This window comes from Pyrinomonas sp. (assembly GCF_040289685.1).
GTDB lineage: Bacteria > Acidobacteriota > Blastocatellia > Pyrinomonadales > Pyrinomonadaceae > Pyrinomonas.
In genome coordinates this window covers 1-18,828 of record NZ_PSLQ01000059.1, presented here as the reverse complement: position 1 = coordinate 18,828, position 18,828 = coordinate 1, and the positions used below count along the sequence as shown (strand labels likewise).

18 protein-coding genes are annotated in these 18,828 nt (G+C 60.0%); 4 read left to right on the top strand and 14 right to left on the bottom strand.

Features of this window, described 5'->3' with window-relative positions; translation table 11 throughout:
- The 12 genes from C4334_RS11890 to C4334_RS11835 all read right to left on the bottom strand — a co-directional run.
- Positions 1-2,156: DUF6531 domain-containing protein (locus C4334_RS11890; protein ID WP_352432308.1), on the bottom strand; the 2,156-nt coding region annotated here is incomplete at its 3' end.
- A 794-nt stretch (positions 2,157-2,950) separates the two neighbouring features.
- On the bottom strand, positions 2,951-3,937 hold the full coding sequence (locus tag C4334_RS11885; protein ID WP_352432307.1) for an electron transfer flavoprotein subunit alpha/FixB family protein: 987 nt from the start codon (positions 3,935-3,937) through the stop codon (positions 2,951-2,953).
- Between the two features lie 96 nt (positions 3,938-4,033).
- A complete protein-coding gene (locus C4334_RS11880; RefSeq protein ID WP_352432306.1) occupies positions 4,034-4,807 on the bottom strand; it encodes an electron transfer flavoprotein subunit beta/FixA family protein in 774 nt (257 codons plus the stop codon).
- Positions 4,808-4,813: 6 nt separating this feature from the next.
- Positions 4,814-6,055 carry a beta-ketoacyl-ACP synthase II gene (gene fabF, locus C4334_RS11875; RefSeq protein ID WP_352432305.1) on the bottom strand — a complete coding sequence of 414 codons (1,242 nt, stop codon included), beginning with the start codon at positions 6,053-6,055 and terminating at the stop codon, positions 4,814-4,816.
- 122 nt (positions 6,056-6,177) lie between these two features.
- Positions 6,178-6,426 carry an acyl carrier protein gene (locus tag C4334_RS11870; RefSeq protein ID WP_352432304.1) on the bottom strand — a complete coding sequence of 83 codons (249 nt, stop codon included), beginning with the start codon at positions 6,424-6,426 and terminating at the stop codon, positions 6,178-6,180.
- Positions 6,427-6,488: 62 nt separating this feature from the next.
- Entirely contained in the window at positions 6,489-7,439 is a 951-nt protein-coding gene (gene fabD, locus C4334_RS11865; RefSeq protein ID WP_352432303.1) for an ACP S-malonyltransferase, read from the bottom strand.
- Between the two features lie 126 nt (positions 7,440-7,565).
- Positions 7,566-8,546 (bottom strand): beta-ketoacyl-ACP synthase III, encoded by a 981-nt coding sequence (locus C4334_RS11860; protein WP_352432302.1) that lies wholly within the window; start codon positions 8,544-8,546, stop codon positions 7,566-7,568.
- Between the two features lie 23 nt (positions 8,547-8,569).
- Positions 8,570-9,610: a phosphate acyltransferase PlsX gene (plsX, locus tag C4334_RS11855; protein WP_352432301.1), complete on the bottom strand. Its 1,041-nt coding sequence runs from the start codon at positions 9,608-9,610 to the stop codon at positions 8,570-8,572.
- Positions 9,611-9,650: 40 nt separating this feature from the next.
- Positions 9,651-9,836, bottom strand: a complete 186-nt coding sequence (gene rpmF / locus C4334_RS11850) for a 50S ribosomal protein L32 (RefSeq protein WP_352432300.1) — start codon at positions 9,834-9,836, stop codon at positions 9,651-9,653.
- Positions 9,837-10,005: 169 nt separating this feature from the next.
- Positions 10,006-10,536, bottom strand: coding sequence for a YceD family protein (locus tag C4334_RS11845; protein WP_352432299.1), 531 nt, complete (start codon positions 10,534-10,536; stop codon positions 10,006-10,008).
- A 111-nt stretch (positions 10,537-10,647) separates the two neighbouring features.
- Positions 10,648-10,914, bottom strand: a complete 267-nt coding sequence (locus C4334_RS11840; protein ID WP_352432298.1) for a hypothetical protein — start codon at positions 10,912-10,914, stop codon at positions 10,648-10,650.
- Positions 10,915-10,919: 5 nt separating this feature from the next.
- Complete coding sequence (locus tag C4334_RS11835) at positions 10,920-11,765, bottom strand: 3-hydroxybutyryl-CoA dehydrogenase (RefSeq protein ID WP_352432297.1); 846 nt, start codon at positions 11,763-11,765, stop codon at positions 10,920-10,922.
- Positions 11,766-12,179: 414 nt separating this feature from the next.
- On the opposite strand from C4334_RS11835, the gene C4334_RS11830 reads away from it, so the two are divergent.
- Positions 12,180-13,760: an FAD-dependent oxidoreductase gene (locus C4334_RS11830; RefSeq protein WP_352432296.1), complete on the top strand. Its 1,581-nt coding sequence runs from the start codon at positions 12,180-12,182 to the stop codon at positions 13,758-13,760.
- Positions 13,757-14,542 (top strand): glycosyltransferase family 2 protein, encoded by a 786-nt coding sequence (locus C4334_RS11825; RefSeq protein WP_352432295.1) that lies wholly within the window; start codon positions 13,757-13,759, stop codon positions 14,540-14,542. Before C4334_RS11830 ends, C4334_RS11825 begins: the two co-directional genes overlap by 4 nt.
- 246 nt (positions 14,543-14,788) lie before the next feature.
- Here the strand turns inward: C4334_RS11825 and C4334_RS11820 are convergent, their stop codons facing one another.
- Positions 14,789-15,259 (bottom strand): DoxX family protein, encoded by a 471-nt coding sequence (locus C4334_RS11820; protein ID WP_352432294.1) that lies wholly within the window; start codon positions 15,257-15,259, stop codon positions 14,789-14,791.
- A gap of 56 nt (positions 15,260-15,315) precedes the next feature.
- Positions 15,316-16,476, bottom strand: a complete 1,161-nt coding sequence (gene xylA / locus C4334_RS11815; protein ID WP_352432293.1) for a xylose isomerase — start codon at positions 16,474-16,476, stop codon at positions 15,316-15,318.
- Positions 16,477-16,875: 399 nt separating this feature from the next.
- On the opposite strand from xylA, the gene C4334_RS11810 reads away from it, so the two are divergent.
- Both C4334_RS11810 and xylB read left to right on the top strand, forming a co-directional pair.
- A complete protein-coding gene (locus C4334_RS11810; protein WP_352432292.1) occupies positions 16,876-17,127 on the top strand; it encodes a hypothetical protein in 252 nt (83 codons plus the stop codon).
- Positions 17,128-17,219: 92 nt separating this feature from the next.
- A complete protein-coding gene (gene xylB / locus C4334_RS11805) occupies positions 17,220-18,746 on the top strand; it encodes a xylulokinase (RefSeq protein ID WP_352432291.1) in 1,527 nt (508 codons plus the stop codon).
- Positions 18,747-18,828: the final 82 nt, after the last annotated feature.

Below are 18,828 nucleotides of genomic sequence, written 5' to 3'. Positions count from 1 at the left end.
AAAACTCCTATACATGCTACACCTAAAGTTCCACCACAAAGAGTTATCAAACCGGTTATACCACCGACGTATGCTGCAACAGCAACTAAACAATCGACTGCTTCAGCCGCACAGTCAAAGTTATCGCCGCTCATGAGCGGATCGCCCCAGCCTCTTCCGACGCCGCTTCCCCACCAACTGCTGCCGCCGAAGCCCCAGCCGAACGGGTCAGAGCAGTTGTAGCTGAAGTTATACCCAGCGTCGTAGATTGACTGGTACCAGTTGCTCCACCCGTCTTGCCACGGAGAGAAGATACAGTTCCACCAGTCATCAAACAGCATGGTCCTCGTCTTATAGCCCGCCCGCTCGAACTTGACGGCGCGGCTCTCCAGCTTGATGGCGATGACACGACCGTTGAAGCTGCGTTCGATGCCAAAACGACGACCATCGCTCATCAAGAGCCGGATGATCTTTCCGCTCTGGTCCCGCTCGACCACCATCCGATTGCCTTGATCGTCTGAAATGGCCTTCAGCCTGCCTCTGCGGTCATACTCCATCCGCTTCGCGCTTCCGCGTGCATCCGTGTATTCGGTCAAAGCGCCGCGCGCGTCGTAACGGAAGCGCCGCGTCATGCCCGCCGAATTTGTGAGCGCAACGATTCGACCGACTTCGTCCCGCGCAGCAGAGACCCATGCTCCTTGCGCTGTGATCAGCTTCTTCACTGCGCCGCTCGCATCTCGCTCCAATGCAACGGCGCGTCCGCCCGACGCGCGCTCTTTGATCAGCAAGCCGCGCGCATCGTACTCGTAGTTGAAGGTCAAGCCCGATGGCAAACGGTCAGCCACCATGCGCCCCACGGCATCTCGCTGCGTTATGAAACGACCGAGCTGTGGGTCAACGAAGGCTATTTCGTTGCCCAAAGTATCATGCTCGAAGCCGTAGGTTTCGCCTCCGCTTGCGGTCAAAGCGACGAGACGGCCGCGTTCGTCATAGCGCGCGCGGTAGTTACGGGTCGCATCCGTACTGCGCGCTTCGATGACATTCCCTTTTTCATCAAGCGTGTAATCGGTGCGTACAGATCCTCGCGTCTCGCTCACCAAGCGCCCGCGCGAGTCGTAGGCGAAACTCTTTTCCGTTCCATCCGACAGCCTCTGCCGAACGACGCGGTTCTGCGCGTCGTAATCGACCTGCGCTTCGCTTCCGACGCCGACTACAACTCGCACTGGACGATTTGCTTGATTATACTCGACGCGCGTTATCTCTCCGTCCGCATCGCTTGCCTTGATGAACAACCCATCCGCAGTATGCTCGTAAGTCTGTTCTACTCCCAGCGGATCGGTCACGAGCGTTCGTCGCGATGGGGCGGGACCGTTGTTATCATACTTGTACTCGTAGAGCGACACTGCATCGCCCGTCTGTAGAACGCGCCCCGACAACGAATCGTAACTTGCGCTCAACACCGTTCGTCCTTCGGGATCGAGCACTCGGCTCAAACGCCCAGCTTGGTATTCGTACTTCCACTCCGCGCCAGCAGCGTCAATGACGCTCGTTAGAAGTCCACTGCTGTAGCGGAACGAGACTTGTCTTCCTGCGTGATCTCGCACCGAGACCAGTCGCTTACTCAAACCGAAAGACCAATTGAGATCTATCTTCGCACCTTCGGTCGAAAGCGAAATGATGCGGCCAGTTGCATCCCGTTCTATTCTCATTCGGTTACCGTTCGCGTCGGCGATTTCCGCCAGAAGATATTCGTCGCCGTTCGGAAGATAGGTCCGCACCATTCCGGGAAGATCACTGATTTCTTCAACGATCTTGCCTTCGGACAGATCGAATGCTTGATGCTGCCCTGGCTCTGGTCTTTCGAGCACAAAACGAGCCCCGCTTTGACGCACAAAGCTCAACGTCGAGCCGCTGCCGGTCTTCATTACAGCGCGGTCACCCTGAACTGAAATTCGGTCATCGAAACCAAATGACCAACCGAGTCCCAGTCCACGATCCTCACCATCGCTAGCGTAAACCCGTTGAAAGATGAGCGGCATCGCCCCTGGAATTTGCAGATCAACGATCGCGAAAGACAGATCGCCGCGCGCTGTGCTGACGAAATTGACTCGCGCTCCCTCGAAAGATCTCCTGACTATGGGGAGCAACGGAGCGGGGCGCGTGCGCTGCCCTAACACAGCCAGTTCTTCTAACTAAGCCAAAGCTTGTTCTTCTGGAGCGGTTTGCTGAGCGCTCGCAGAACATGGTGAGCAGCTCCTTTTCGAGGCGCTAGCCCTATCTTCGGCACTTAATTTGCGGGGGGGGGCGTAAGCAATTGGACCGACTGAAAGGAAGACCATGGAAATCGAAACGAGATATGCAGAAAAACGACCTGTTGTTTTTCGCAACATGATTCTCCTCCAGCTTTTGAATCGGCTGCTTTGAGCAGCGAGAGAATGGGTGGCTCTGCCGTTTAGCCGTACATATGGCTGCGCTCTTTCAGCCAATACGCAGCCGACGCTTCCCTCCTGCCAGCCTGCGCGATAACCGCGCTCGAGGGAGGCTGTCCGTCGGGGTCGACAACACTCCGGGATTAACGCGAGCAGGATTGCTGCAAAGCTTATCTGGGGGCGTTTTTCTTGTCAACATCTTTTTGGCGAATCCTGGGAGCATGTCGCGCGTCCTACGGGCGCGGATCAGTTTGACCCTCTCGCTTTTCAACATACGGCAGCCCGCGAGGCGCGGCCCCTTACGCCGTTTTGTTGAAAAGACCCACGCTTTTTGAAAGCGCGCCCGTATGCCGTTTTGTTGATAAAGATTGGAGCTTCGATGCTGGTCCGATCAGGTCACCTTGTTCACTCGGACAGAGAGATCAAAAGCCCCGTCTCTTGCGAGACAGGGCTTCGGTTGCATGCGAGGTCAGCGACTCAAGGCAGCGAAAGTCGCCATCGTTCAGACGCCGTGATGCCGCTTTCGCGAGACGATGATGGTCTTATTCTCCTTTGATCTTCTTTACTTCTTCGATCAACGTCGGCACGACTTCGAACAGATCGGCGACGATGCCATAATCGGCGATATCGAAGATGGGCGCCTCCGGATCCTTGTTGACTGCGACGATGGTTCCAGAGTTCTTCATGCCGACCAGATGCTGAATTGCGCCGCTGATGCCGAGCGCGACGTAGAGTTTGGGCGCCACCGTCTGTCCTGATGAGCCAATCTGTCGGTCGATGGGCAGCCAACCGGCATCGCATATCGGACGCGACGCAGCGATCTCGCCGCCGAGCGCTTCGGCCAGTTTTTGCGCCAGCGCAAGATTCTCCTGGCTCTTGATGCCACGACCAACGGCGACGATGACTTCCGCTTTGGATAGATCAACCGCTTGTTTGACCTCTTGGAATGCCGGCTCCGGCTTGGTGCGCGGCTCGACCACCTCCACGTTCATCTTCTCGACTTCACACTTTGCCGTCCCCTTGGTCGCTTGGTCTGCGCGGTACGCTCCGGCTTGGAAAGTGACGAAGATGGGCGGCTCGCCGTCGGCGACGACGTCGGCATCCATCTTGCCCAAGAAGATGCGCCGCGTGAAGACCGGGCTCCCGCCGTTCACGTTAGCGCGGATGCAATCGCTGATCAGATCGCGCCCGAAACGGGCGGCGAGCTTGGGAGCGAAATCGCGCACCAAATAGGTGTGCGGCAGGACGACGTGTTGCGGTGCGACGGCGCGCACAACCTGTTCCATCGCTTGCGCGTAGGCGTCGGGCGTGTACTCGGCCAGAAGTTCATGGTCCACTTGAATGACGCGCCCGAGTTCGTATTCGGCAAGCTGTGTCGCTAGCCCTTCGATCTTGTGTCCCAAAACGACAGCGACCACCGCTGCGTTCAAAGCTCGCCCCAACTGCTGGCCCGCAGCGAGAGCCTCAAAGGCTGTGCGATTGAAATTGCCGCCGCGCTGTTCGGCAAACACTAGAATGCTTCCGCTCATACTTCAATCAACTCCCCCAAAACTTGCACCCCTGTTGAATCCTTGCTCGCGCTCCCACCTGCACGCCGATCGCATCTCCTTTGCGATGCGCTGGCGTTAGATGATGCGCACTTCGGCGTGCAGCTTCTCAGCTAGCTGCGCCGCAGCCGCTTTGGCATCGCCGTCTCCTAAAAACTGCGTCTGTTTGCTCTTCTGCGGGAAATAGACCTTGGTCAGACGCTGGTGAACCAACCCGCTCACTGCGGTGACGTCCGGCTGCACTTCGCGTATCTCTTTCTTTTTCGCCGCCATGATACCCTTCAATGTAGCGTAGCGAATTTGGTTGATGCCGGATTGAATTGTCAACAACGCCGGTAGCGGCACGGTGGACCATTGATACCAACCGCTTTCGAGTTCGCGTTTGACGCGCAACAGGCCATCGCGCTTTTCGACTTCGATGACAATGGTCGCGTGCGGCAGGCCGAGGAGTTCGGCTACGATGACGCCCGTTTGTGCGTAACCGTAATCATCCGACTGAAGGCCGGTCAAAATGAGATCAGCCGCTTCACCGCGTATGGCATCGGCGATCACGCGCGCGGCAGCCAACGGCGGAAGATGGACCAGATCATCGCCCACGATGTGGATGGCGCGGTCGGCCCCGCGCGCGAGCGCGTCTTTGATCGTCGTCTTCACGCGCTGCGGCCCCATCGAACAGACGATCACTTCGCCGCCGTGTTTCTCTTTGAGCCGCAAAGCCTCTTCCAGCGCGTAGGCGTCTGATTCATTGGCCTCGTACGAAAGATCGCTCTCCTCGATCCACGTCCCTTCCCTGTTGATGCGCAAGATCGCATCCTTGTCCGGCACCTGCTTGACTAAGACGATGATCTTCATCTTCGCTCACTCCTCGTAACGACGGAAAAGAAGCGCGGCGTTGGTTCCACCGAACCCGAATGAATTCGAGAGCGCGCACTCGACTTGCGCTTCGCGCGGTTCATTGGGAACGTAATCGAGATCGCACGCCGGATCGGGCGTCGTGTAGTTGATCGTCGGCGGCAACATGTTGCGCGCAATCGCCAGAACCGAAAAGACGGCCTCGATTCCGCCCGCCGCGCCGAGCAGATGGCCGGTCATCGATTTGGTCGAACTGACGGCCAGCTTGTAGGCATGATCGCCGAAAGCCTTCTTGATCGCCAACGTCTCCAGCCGATCGTTGTAGGGCGTCGAGGTGCCGTGCGCGTTGATGTAGCCGACCTGTTCCGGCGCGACTCCGGCATCGCGCATCGCCATCTGCATGACGCGCACCGCGCCCGAAGCGGTCTCATCCGGCTGTGTGATGTGGTAGGCGTCAGCGGTCATGCCGTAGCCAACGATCTCGGCGTAGATGCGCGCGCCGCGCCGCCGCGCAAACTCCAGCTCCTCGAGGATCATGATCCCAGCCCCTTCGCCGATGACGAAACCGTCGCGGTCAGCGTCGAAGGGGCGCGACGCCCGCAGCGGATCGTCGTTGCGCGTCGAGAGCGCGCGCATGGCGGCAAAGCCTGCGACGCTCATCGGCGTGATGGCCGATTCGGCGCCGCCGCAGATCATCACATCGGCGTCTCCGCGCTGGATGATCTTGAACGAATCGCCGATGGCATGCGCGCCAGCCGAACACGCTGTGGCCGTGGCCGAATTGGGGCCTTTGGCTCCGGTGCGAATCGAGACTTGACCGGCAGCCAAGTTAACGATGGCCGAGACGATGAAAAACGGCGAGATACGTTCTGGCCCCTCGTTCAAAAGTTTGGAATGTTCGCGCTCGATGGCCCAGAAGTCCCCGATGCCGCTGCTGATATAAGTGCCGACCCGCTCGGCGATTTCGGGCGTGATCCGCAAGCCGCTGTCGCGCAGCGCCTCGTCCGAGGCGGCGATGGCGTAGTGGATGAAAGAGCCCATCTTGCGCGCCTCCTTCTTCTCGACGTAGTTGAGCGGATCGAAGTCTTTGATCTCGGCGGCGATCCTGACGGGAAAGGTCGAAGCATCGAACTTGCTGATGTAAGCGACGCCGCTACGTCCCGCCATCAAACTGGACCACGTCGCCTCGACCGAATTGCCGATCGGCGTGACGAGCCCAAGACCTGTGACTACGACGCGACGTTTCAAGGTCCACCCCTCTTCTTGTTTGGTTCTCGAGCGGCGCGCACCGCGCGTTTTGAAACGCTTTGTCGCAACGCGCCGCGATCAAACGAAGACGGCGAAGCAAGTGCGCGCTTCGCCGTTTCGCGTCACGATTTCTTCAAGTGCTGATCGATGTAGTTGTAAGCGTCTCGCACGCTCTGGATCTTCTCGGCGTCTTCATCTGGGATTTCGATGCCGAACTCTTCTTCAAACCGCATGACGAGCTCCACCGTATCCAATGAATCGGCGCCGAGATCGTCGATGAAGCGCGCGTTGGGCGTCACCTCGTTTTCGTCCACCCCTAGCTCATCGACGATGATCTGTTTGACTTTCGCTTCGATCTCCGGATCGGGCATTTGCGCTTGCTCCTCCTAATCGAAATGATGAAACCTCTTTGATTCGTTTCCGCGCGTTGATTTTACGAGACCGCGCTCTGTCTCGTGCCGTTTTGCGCGGCGCGCAAGCTGCTTGTGTCCTCGACGTTCAACGTGCGCGCCGTGGAAACGGTCTGTCTGATCAATCCAGAAAGAACCTTTCCCGGGCCGACTTCGATGAAAAGCCCGACGCCTTCGCTCGCTAGCCGCTCGACCGACTCGCGCCACCGCACGGGCGACGCGACCTGCCTGATCAACGCCGCACGCGCTTCCGCTCCGCGACGGATGATGGTCGCTTCGACGTTGGTCACAAGCGGTACGTCGAGATCGCGGAACTCTACTCGTTCGAGTTCGCGCGCGAGTCTGTCAGCAGCCGGACGCATCAACGCGCAATGAAATGGCGCGCTCACGGGCAATCGCACGGCGCGCCGCGCTCCACGCGCGCGCAGCAGCTCGATGGCGCGGTCAACGGCGCTCGCATGACCGGCAATGACTACCTGCGCGGGCGAATTGATGTTCGCCGGAGCGCAAACCTCTCCGTTGGCCGCCTCGCGGCACGCTTCTTCTACGACCTCAAGGCTCGCGCCGAGAATGGCCGCCATTGCGCCGACGCCCACGGGCACGGCCTCTTGCATGTAACGCCCGCGAAGGCGCACTGTCCGCAAGGCGGTGGCGAAATCCAGCGCCCCGGCGGCAACCAGCGCCGAGTACTCGCCCAAACTGTGACCGGCGACGAAATCCGGCGTCGGCAGCCCTTCGCTCTGCGCGACGCGCAGCGCGGCAACCGAGACGGTCAAAATCGCCGGTTGCGTGTTCTCGGTCAATCGCAATTCCTCGTCCGGACCTTGGAAGCACAAGCGCGATAAGGCGCATCCCAAAGCTTCGTCCGCTTCCTCGAAGACCCGTCGCGCAACGACGAAGTTCTCCGCAAGATCGCGCCCCATGCCAGCGCTTTGCGACCCCTGACCGGGGAAGACGTACGCAACTCGGCTCATCGTCATTCGGTTCTACAACACGCTATGCGCAAAAAGCAAGCAGCACGGTCTTCAGCACATTCGCGACTCCGCTGATCGCAAGACGCCCTTTCGCGCCAAACCCTTCTCTTCCCAACCCCAACAACGTTACCATCGCAACAGCGCTCCGCCCCACGTTACGCCGCCGCCAAACGAGGCCATCAGCACCAGATCGCCTGGACGGATGCGCTCCTGCTCGATGCATTCATCGAGCGCGATCGGGATCGAAGCCGACGACGTGTTGCCGTGCCACGCGATGTTCGAATAGACCCGGCCCGCATCTACGCCGAGTTTTTCGGCCACCGCATCGGTGATCCGTTGATTGGCTTGGTGCGGGATGAAGAGCGCGACATCAGCGGCGCTTTTGCCCGCCTCGCCTAGCACCTCGAGCGAAATCTCCGCCATAGCGCGCACGGCCACCTTGAACAGCTCGTTGCCGCGCATCTTGTAGTAGTGCAGGCCGCACGCCAAAGTCTCGGGAGTCGTCCCCAACCGCGTGCCGCCGCCCGGAGCGTGAAGATGCTCGGCGTAGCGCCCGTCGGAGCGGATGCGCGTGGCGAGAATGCCCCGTTCCGGCTCGACTGGACCGAGCACGGCGGCGCCGGCGCCGTCGCCGAAGATGACGCACGTCGAGCGATCGGTGTAATCAACGTAGCGCGTCAGAATCTCAGCCCCGATGACCAACGCATAGCGCGCTTGCCCGCCGCGGATCATCTGATTAGCGAGCGCCAGCCCATAGATGAAACCGGAACAAGCCGCCGCCAGATCGAACGCCGCGGCACGATGCGCGCCGAGTTCGGCTTGCACGAGACAGCCCGTGGAAGGCAAAAGCTGGTCCGGCGTCACCGTCGCGCAGATCAGCAAATCAACGTCCAGCGGATCGATGCGCGCGCGCTCGATCGCTTGTCGCGCGGCGCGCACGGCAAATAGCGACGTGTATTCGTCGGGCGCAGCCTTGTGCCGCTGCTTGATCCCCGTGCGCGTCGTGATCCACTCGTCGGATGTATCGACCATCTTCTCCAAATCGGCGTTGGTCAACACACCTTCCGGATAGGAGCGACCTGTCCCGATGATCCCTGCGTTCGGCATCTTTTGACGATTCCTCGCTGTGGTCAGAGGGCGCGGCGCGCGACGCCTCGGTCGAGCATGGCGGCGGCGATGCCCCGTTCGATCTTCTCGTTGGTTTCGTTCAATACGAAATCGCGCGCGTTGCGAATGGCGTTGCGCAGCGCGCGCGCATTGGAGCTGCCGTGTGTGATCATGACCACGCCGCGCACGCCGAGCAGCGGCGCGCCGCCCGTCTCCGTGTAATCGAGCCTTCGTTTGATGTTGCGAAAGGCCGGGCGCGCCAGCATCGCCCCCGTGCGTGCGATCACCGAGGCGCTCAATTCGCGACGAATGAGCGCGACCATCACATCCGACAGCCCTTCGGAAAGCTTGAGCATGACGTTGCCCGTGAAACCGTCGGTGACGATCACATCGACGTTGCCGGTAAACACGTCGCGCCCCTCGACATTGCCGACGAAGTTCAACTGCTCGACGCCGCGCAACAGCGCGAACGCCTCTTTCGTCAGCTCGTTGCCCTTGACCTCTTCCTCGCCGATGCTCACCAGTCCGACCGTGGGGCGCTCGATGCCGAGCACGGCGCGCGCGTAAGCGTCGCCCATGATGGCGAATTGGACCAGATGAACCGGTTTGCAATCGGAATTCGCGCCGACATCTAACAACAGCGTCGGGCGCCCCGTCTTGGTCGGGATCTGCGCGGCCAGCGCTGGCCGGTCCACTTCGGGCAACGTGCCGAGCACCATCATCGCCGTCGCCATCGCCGCACCGGTATTGCCGGCGGTGACGAACCCGTCCGCTTTACCATCGGCGACCAATTTCATGCCGACACGCAAAGAGCTTCTCTTCTTGCGCCGGACGGCCACAGCCGCCGGTTCGTCCATGCGAACGACCTCAGGCGCTTCGATCAGTTCGATGCCTGCATCGCCTTGCGCGCGCCACCCGCAGCGTCGAAGTTCCGGCTCGAGTTTTTCGGGTTGGCCGACCAATGCGATGCGCACGCCGAAATCGCGGGCCGCAGCCAATGCGCCATCTATCTCGGCGTGCGGCGCATGATCTCCACCCATGGCATCCACGGCGATTCGCACCATGTGCTCTTCAGCCCTGTCTGCGATGCGCTGAGGACCGCATTTACAGCTCTTGTTCGACGCGCAACACGACGCGCCCTTTGTAGTAACCGCACTTCAGACACACCCGATGCGGCAGGCGCGGCTCTTGACAATTCGGACAGAGCGACAGGCTTGGCGCGCGCAACGCATCGTGCGCGCGCCGCTTGTTGCGTCTCGATTTCGAATGGCGTCGTTTTGGATTGGGCATGGCGTATCAAAATCTCCTCAACAAGAATCTCGTAGTCAACATTAACCGGTTTCGTCCTAAGCAAAAGTGGCGGTCAGCATCAAAATCGAAGTCCCCGCAACAAAAAATTGGACCGTCAACCCACTTCTCTCCCAGCCGAGCTCGATGCGCGGCACGCAAAAAGGCGCGATCAATCTTGCTCGGACTCCTTCCGCTCTTTCCAAGCAGCCAGCGCCGCCCAGCGCGGATCCGTCTCGGACGAGGAGCACCGGCATTCTTCAACGTTCAGATCAGCGCCGCATCGCGTGCACAATCCACGACACTCTTCGCGACAGAGCCGTTGCAGCGGAAACGCCAGCAACAATTGTTCGCGCACCAGTTCGTCGAGATCAACGAAACCGTCGTTGAAAACCGATTGGCCCATGTCTTCGGCGCGAAGTTCTAAGTTCTCGTCCGTCGCGTCATCTTCTTCGGGCACGTAGGCGACGTCGATTTTAACCTCAAACTGCGTTTCGAACTCGCGCAAGCAGCGGTCACAATGCACTTCAACGCGCGCGGCGAGATCGCCGCGCAGTAGCACTTCGCGCCCTTTACGCCAAACTCGACCGCGCACTGCCACGGGAGCGAGCAAGCGCGCCTCTTCGAGCCTGATCTCCTCGGGCGCATATTCGTGCTGAAAGAGCGTGCCCTCGGCGCTGAGCTTTTCGACCTCGAACCTCATCGGTCTTGGCTCCTTGTTTTTGCGCGACCCTCACCAGAGGCACAAAAGGAGCAATTATAACGGTCGTCGCACCAGTGTCAATCTCAGAGCGGGGCGTTAAATTCGCCGCGCTCATGCGCTTCCCGTCACCAGAGAGGCCAACGTTGCGCGCAAACGCTCGACCTCTTTGGTGAGCCGCTCGACCCGATTCTCCAGCGCGGATAGGCGCGCCAGAATGAATTCGTCGTGCGAAGCGAACTCTTCCTCCTCGAAACGCAACGCGGCTGGACGCGAAACGATCATCAGCCGCATCCCGCACTTCGCACAGAACTCATCGCCCAAAGGATTGCGCGCCAAGCAGTGCAGACAAAAGACATGTTCCGCGTCCGTCGTCGCCATGGCTTTCAGTACTCGTAAAAGCCGCGTCCCGTCTTACGCCCCAACCATCCCGCATCGACGTAACGTTTGAGCAACGGACAAGGCCGGTATTTCGGGTCGCCCATCTCTTGGTAAAGGACGTTCAGGATGGCCAGACAAACGTCCAGTCCGATCAAATCGGCCAGCGTCAACGGCCCCATCGGGTGGTTCATGCCCAGTTTCATGATGCCATCGATGGCCTCGCGCGTCGCTACGCCTTCCTGCAACGCGAAGATCGCCTCGTTGATCATCGGCATCAAGACCCGGTTCGAGACGAAGCCGGGCGAATCGCCGCATTCGAGCGGCGTTTTGCCGAACTCTTCGGCAAGCGCGCGCGTCTGCGCGCACGTCTCGTCCGAAGTCGCAAGGCCACGCACGATCTCGACCAATTTCATCACCGGCACCGGATTCATGAAATGCATGCCGATCACTTTATCGGGTCGTCTGGTCACGGCACCTAATTTGGTGATCGAAATGGAAGAGGTGTTCGAGGCGAGAATCACTTCCGGGCGCGTCGTGCGGTCCAACACGCGAAAGACTTCCGTTTTGATCGCCACGTCTTCGCTCACGGCCTCGATAACGAAGTCCGCATCCGCCAGCGCTTCCCATTCGGTGGTCGTCTCGATCCGACCGATGATCGCGCTCTTCTCATCCGCACTCAGTCGCCCTTTCTCCACATCGCGGGCCAAGTTGCGTTCGATCGTCGCCAGCCCACGCTGAAGATACTCTTCTTTGACGTCGCGCATGACGACGTGATAACCGGCACGTGCAGCCACCTGCGCGATCCCGTTGCCCATCGTCCCTGCGCCGACGACGCCGATCCGTTTGCTCATCGTCCGTTCAACTCCGCTGCGCTGATCGGTTGAAGATCGATCGCTTAAAACTTTAAACCGCTCTCGACAAAAACGCTAGTTCCCCTGCGCTCATACGTCCTTCACCCGCGATTTCGACCTCGCGCTCCCGCGCAAGCCATAATGGCATCTTGCCTTCGCGCCTCAACTCCGTCGCAAACATCTGGCGCTGACGATGGACCACACAAACGAGCCGCGTGTTTTTCACACGCGGCTTCGTTGAACGCCGCGCAGAGGCTATGCTCTAATTCTTTGCGGGCGGATTCCCGTTCTTTGTTTGCCGCGCAGCGAAGAGATGGGCGCCGACTGGGAAGCAATGAGCCAACGAGAAGCGCGCGTTGGCTTCCGCACCGCGAATCACATATCAACGGGATTGAAAGGATTGAAAGGAGAGCGATGAGCGAACGAGAAGCGAAAGCGGCTCGCGTCGACGATCTGAAAGACGGAGAGATGCGACAGGTCTCGGTGGATGGAACGCAGATACTGCTTGTGCGCATCGCCGGAAGCTTTCACGCCATTGGCGCCTACTGCACGCACTATGGCGCGCCGCTCGTTGAAGGCGCGCTTTGCGGTCGCAAGGTCATTTGCCCTTGGCATCACGCCTGTTTCGACGTCACCACGGGCGACCTCGAAGAACCGCCCGCGCTCGATGCGCTGCCGCATTATCAAACCCGCATCGAAGACGGACACGTCATCGTTTCGCTGCCAGATCAACCGAGCGACCGCCGCGCGCCGAAGATGAGCACACGTTCGGTGGAAGACGCGCGCACCTTTGTCATCTTGGGCGGCGGCGCAGCTGGTTACATGGCGGCACAAACGTTGCGCGAAGATGGCTTCGAAGGGCGTATCCTGCTCTTTTCAGGCGATGACCAAACGCCTTACGATCGTCCCAACCTGAGCAAAGACTATCTTCAAGGCAGCCTCGGCGCTGATGCGTTGCCACTGCGATCAGAGGAGTTCTTCCGCGAATATGGGATCGAACTCGAGTTGCGTCGCAGTGCGGTGCGCGTTGAAGCGGACGAGAAAACTGTTCGCTTCGACGACGGCACTTCGCTTCGCTACGACGCGCTGCTTGTCGCAACAGGCGGCGAACCGCGCAAGCTCTCCCTTCCCGGCGCCGAACTCAAGTCTGTCTTCACGCTCCGCCACCGCCGCGATGCTGACCTCATTATCGAAGCGCTTGCCGAGGCGCACCGCGCCGTCATCATCGGCGCCAGTTTCATTGGCATGGAAGCGGCGCCCAGCCTCGCAAGGCGCGGTCTCGAAGTCACTGTGGTCGGACGCGATTCAATTCCCTTCGAGCGAACCTTGGGAAGCGAAATCGGCTCGCTTTTTCGCAAGGCGCACGAAGAACAGGGCGTCCGATTCCGCCTCGGCAAGAACGTCGCGCGTTTGCAGGGAAGCGGGCGCGTCGAAGCGGTGCTGCTCGAAGACGGCGAATCGTTGCCAGCGGACTTGGTGATTGTCGGCATCGGGGTCGAGCCTCGCACCGATTTCGTTCACGGGGTTCGACGCGCCGATGATGGCGGCATCATCGTCGATCGCCGTTTGCGCGCGGCGGAAGATCTCTACGTCGCAGGCGACATCGCCAGTTTCCCCGACCCGCGTACGGGCGAACGGCTGCGCATCGAACACTGGCGCACAGCGATGCAACAAGGACGCACGGCAGCACACAACATGGCCGGGCGCGAAGAGAGCTACGCGGGCATCCCTTTCTTTTGGACGCAACAGTTCGACTTAGTGCTCGGCTACGTCGGTCACGCACAGAGCTGGGATGAACTGATCTTGCAAGGCGAGATTGAAGGACGCGATTTCCTCGCCTTTTACGTGCGCGGCGAGAGGGTTTTGGCCGTCGCCGGCATGATGCGCGATCGGGAATTGGCGGTCGTGGAAGAATTGATGCGCCTCGACCGTCTGCCTGCGGCTGAAGAGTTGCGCCGTCGAAGAATAGACCTCGCAGAGATGTTGCCAAAATGACTTCGCGCCCGAAAATCTCCGTCATCGTCCCAACGCGCAATCGCCCGCACATGCTTCGCGAAGCGCTGCAAAGCCTGACCGCACAACGCGAGGCGGACTTCGAAGTGATCGTCGTCAACGATGCCGGCCAGAGCGTGGCGCATGTCGTCGCCGATTTCGCGCGCGCGCTCAATGTCACCTATCTCGAACTTCCGACAAACCGAGGGTTGCCAGCGGCGCGCAATCGCGGCGTCGAACTCTCACGCGGGCGCTACATCGCCTATCTGGATGACGACGATCTCTTGCTCCCCGCGCATCTGGCCGCATTGTCGACGCGTTTGGACGACAAGCCTTCGGTCGGGTTGGTCTATTCAGACGCCCTCTTGCTACGTCAACGCTGGACGCCGAGCGGTCTTCGCACGGTGGCCCATCGCCTCTTGGCGCATGATTTCGCTGTCGAAATCATGCGGCACGACAGTTTCATCGCCCCTTCGGCGATGATGCATCGGCGCGAATGCTTCGCCGAAGTCGGACCGTTCGATGAGACGATGCGTTGGTGCTACGAAGATTGGGACTTTCTGCTGCGCGTCGCCAACCGCTATGACATCGAACGCGTCGCCGTTGCGACGGCTGTGATCCGTTTGCGCGCCGACGCGAGCAATATGTCCAGCGTGGTCAACGCCGAAAGGGAACGTGCGGCGCTTTTGCTTCAGCGAAGATACGGCGTCGGTCCAATTGAACCGAAAACTTTCTGGGAAGTTGCCGAAACGCTCGACGCCGAAAGCGAGGCTGAGAAACCATAGAACGCCATCGCTCGACCGGTCACTGCCGCGAAACGACCGTTTATTGAAAATCGTTCGGCGCGGGCGCGAAGTTCGACGAAGATTCGCGCGAAAGGTAACCTCCTTTTCATCGGCAGCGGGAGTGGCGTCGAAGGGATCGAATCCTGCGACGTCGCCCCCGACTGTTCTCAGGCGCTACCGATCTGCATAATCCACCATGTCGGATGGGACCATGGCACGAAACGCCCGGTAATGTGAAGCCCTGACTCAAGGCTGGCGCGGCGATCGAAGCGGCGCGGTTCTTCCGTGCAGGCGATCGTCGAGCGACCATCTCCCCGCCCCGACGATGAACGGAAAGATCGAACCGAGCAACATCGAGTAATCCGTGCGCGCCTCGTGCGCCATCTCCCAGAAACCTTCGCGCAAGAGGATGGGCACTTTGGTCGTCGTTATCGCCACCAACATGATGACGATGAGAGGTATAACAGCAAGGCGCATCAGCAACCCGAGAACGACCAGCGCCCCACAAACGATCTCGAAGGTGCCGACCATGAGCGCCGTCGTTTCCGGCGCGGGGATGCCGATCTTGGCGAAACGCCCCGCGCCGATCTCCGCCGGGCGAATGAACTTTTGTATCCCTTCGGAAAGGAAGACGGCACCCACCATCAACCGAATGAGCACGGTCGCTGCCGGCGCACCGGTCGCCAAAATTCTCTCGCGGAAGTTGACTTCGTTCATGGCGGTTCGCGGGCGCTGTTCCAAACCTCCAGGAGACTGTTCTTCCGCGCCTGATCTCAGCGCACGCCGAGCAATATCTCCATTGTCAATTGATCGAGCCGTTCGTACTTCAGCCCTTTGCTCGCTAACTCGGCGCGATCGAATTCGCGGGCCAAAAGAGCTGCGGCCTTCTCTTTCGTGAAATCGCCGACCGATTCGCCATCCGCCTCTCTTATTTCGGCAAGCAGTGCTTGGATCTCTGGGTCAGCGTTCCATCGCTCGGCCTTCTCTTTCAAAATCAAGTAGGTGCGCATGCAACCGCGCGCGAAATCTTTGACGCCCTCGTAGTCCTCCGTACGGTAGGCGTGTGCGTCGAAGTGGCGCGGTCCTTCGTAGCCCACATCTTCGAGGAACTTCACCAACCAAAAGGCCGCTTTCGGATTGGCCGAACCGAAGCGAAAGTCTTGATCGTAACGGCCGGGAAGTTGATCGTTCAGATCTATATGAAAGAGCTTGCCTGCCTCCCACGCTTGGGCGACCGCGTGCATGAAATTCAACCCGGCCATCGTTTCGTGCGCGACCTCGGGATTGACGCCGACCATTTCAGGATGATCGAGCGTTTCGATAAAAGCAAGGTAGGCTCCCGTCGTTGGGAAGTAGATATCGGCGCGCGGCTCGTTCGGTTTCGCCTCGAGCGCAAACCGGTAGTCATATCCTTGATCCAAGGAGTATTCGCACAGAAAGTTGACCGCGTCGCGCAACCGTTTAATCGCTTCGTCGGGACGCCGGCAACCATCCGTCTCCGTCCCTTCGCGCCCACCCCACAGGACGAAGATCTTCGCGCCGAGTTCTGCGCCGAGATCCATGGCGCGCATCGTCTTTTGCAAAGCGTAAGCGCGCACGCGCGCATCGTTTGCCGTGAACGCGCCGTCGCGAAAGACAGGATCCGCAAAGAGGTTGACCGTCGCCATCGGCACGACGATGCCTTGATCTTCACACGCGCGACGGAATTCGCGCACGATGCGATCGCGCTCCGGCGTTGTGGCATCGATCGGCACGAGATCGTTGTCGTGAAAATTGACGCCCCACGCGCCGACTTCGCCAAGCAATCGAACGAGCTCAACAGGCGACAGCGCCGGACGCACCTCGAAGCCGAAGGGATCGCGTCCGCGATTGCCGACAGTCCACAAACCAAAACTGAACTTGTGTTCGGGGCGCGGCCCGTATTTGTCGGTCATCTCGCAGAATCACTCCATAACACTCGATCGATTCTTCAAAACACTGCGAGCTTAATGCGCACATTGAAAGCCGTCAAGACTGATCGCAGACTCTTGGGTTCATAAAGCCGCCAAACCCCGAACGCGCGTGCGCGGAAGCCGTCGGCAGTGATCCCATGCCTCTTCGCTAGCCGGATCGCGCCGAAGTCGCGATCCGAAAGTCATCAATGGCGTATTTGCCCCCGACATTAGGCGAAAGCCGGAAAGCTGCGTCGTAAAAGACGATCGCGCGACAAAAAGCGCTCGGGAACAGGTCACATACGCCAGAGCGCAAATAAGAAATTTTCATGATCGCTCGACCAATTTCATATGCTAGAATGCGCAAGCTTTGTAGCCAAAGCTCAGCGAGGATCACCGGTCATGGCGAACGCTTTTCGATTGCTACTGACCTTCGCCGCTTGTTTAAGCGTCCCGCCAGCACACGCGCAAACGGAACGCGGTCAGAAGTCGGAACCGACGGCGCAATCCGCGCCCTCGCCAGCTCGCAAGTGGGAGCTCGTTTGGCAGGACGAGTTCAATGGGCGCCGCGCCGAAGCGCCCGATGACACGACGCAGTTCCCGCAACGCATGCTCGTCGATTACGTGCGCGTCTATCAGCGCGAAGCGAAATGAAACTGCCTTGTGGAACAAACACTAGGCGAAGATAAACGATCCTTCGGATTGGAAAACGGTCGCGCGCCTTACAGAGCGACAACTGAGCGAAGATGAACGATCAGCTCTTTCTCGGCATAGACGTCGGAACCGGCGGCACACGTGCTGTCGCCATAGATGAATCGGGCTGCGTCGTCGCCGCGGCAACCGCGGAACACGCCCCCTTCGCTTCGCCGCAAACCGGATGGGCCGAACAACATCCCGAAGATTGGTGGCGAGCCACGCAAGAAGCCGTGCGCGCCGTGCTCGCGCAAAACGAAGTGCGCGCTGAGCGTATCGCGGCGGTCGGGTTTTCCGGCCAAATGCACGGCTCGGTGCTCCTCGATGAACGCGGCGAAGTGATTCGTCCGGCGCTCATCTGGTGCGATCAACGGACCGATGCGCAGTGTCAAGCGATCAGGCAGAGAGTCGGAGCCGAACGGTTGGTTGAACTCGTCTGCAATCCAGCGCTCACTGGCTTTACGCTCCCCAAAATTCTCTGGGTGCGCCAAACCGAACCCGACGCATGGCGGCGCGTCCGCTCCATTCTCCTGCCGAAAGATTTCGTCCGTTTTCGCTTGACGGGCGAGCGTGCAAGCGACGTTGCCGACGCATCGGGGACGCTTCTTTTCGACGTGAAGAACAGGCGCTGGTCCAACGAAATGCTCGCCGCGTTCGACATCGCAGAAGAGGTTCTCCCGCGCGTCTTCGAATCGCCCGAGGTAACTGGCAAGATCTCGGCGGCGGGCGCGGCAGCGACAGGTCTGCGCGAAGGCACGCCGGTTGTCGCCGGGGCGGGAGATCAAGCGGCTGGGGCCGTCGGCATCGGCGTCGTCGAAGCGGGCACGGTGAGCGCTACCATTGGCACGTCAGGCGTCGTCTTTGCAGCGACCGACCGGCCCGCGCTCGATCCCAAGGGGCGCGTGCACACTTTCTGCCATGCGATTCCCAATCGCTGGCACGTGATGGGCGTGACGCAAGGCGCAGGGCTCAGTCTGCGCTGGTTCCGCGATCATTTCGGCGCTGGACCTGATGACGGTCGCGACCCATACGAACGTTTGACCGAAGAGGCAGCGCAAGCTCCGCCCGGAGCGGATGGCGTTCTGTGGGCGCCCTACTTGATGGGCGAACGCACGCCGCATCTGGATCCGCATGCGCGCGCAGCGCTCGTCGGCTTGGCCGCCAATCACACGCGCGCACATATCGTTCGCGCCATTCTCGAAGGCGTCGCCTTCTCTTTGCGCGATTCGTTCGAGATCTTGCGCCAAATGGGCTTGCCCATCGAAAGAGTCCGGCTCGGTGGCGGCGGCGCGCGTTCTCGTTTGTGGCGCCAAATTCAGGCCGACGTTTACGGACACGAGGTCGAAACCGTACAAGCTGAAGAAGGCGCAGCCTACGGCGCAGCCATTCTGGCTGCCGTTGGTGCCGGAGCGTGGCCTTCGGTGAACGAGGCATGCAAGGCCGTGGTGCGTGTCGCTGCGCACACTGCCCCGCATCCGGAAACAGTCGAGGTCTTAGACCGTCACTACCGCGCTTTTCGCGCCCTCTATCCAGCATTGCGCTCCGTGATGGAGCTGCTCAGGACCGAAAACGATCGTTGAAACGACTGTCTTCGAAAGCTGCGATCTTGCGTGGCCCTCTTCGTGCCGGAAGGTGTGCCGCTGACGACTACTAGGGACTAGT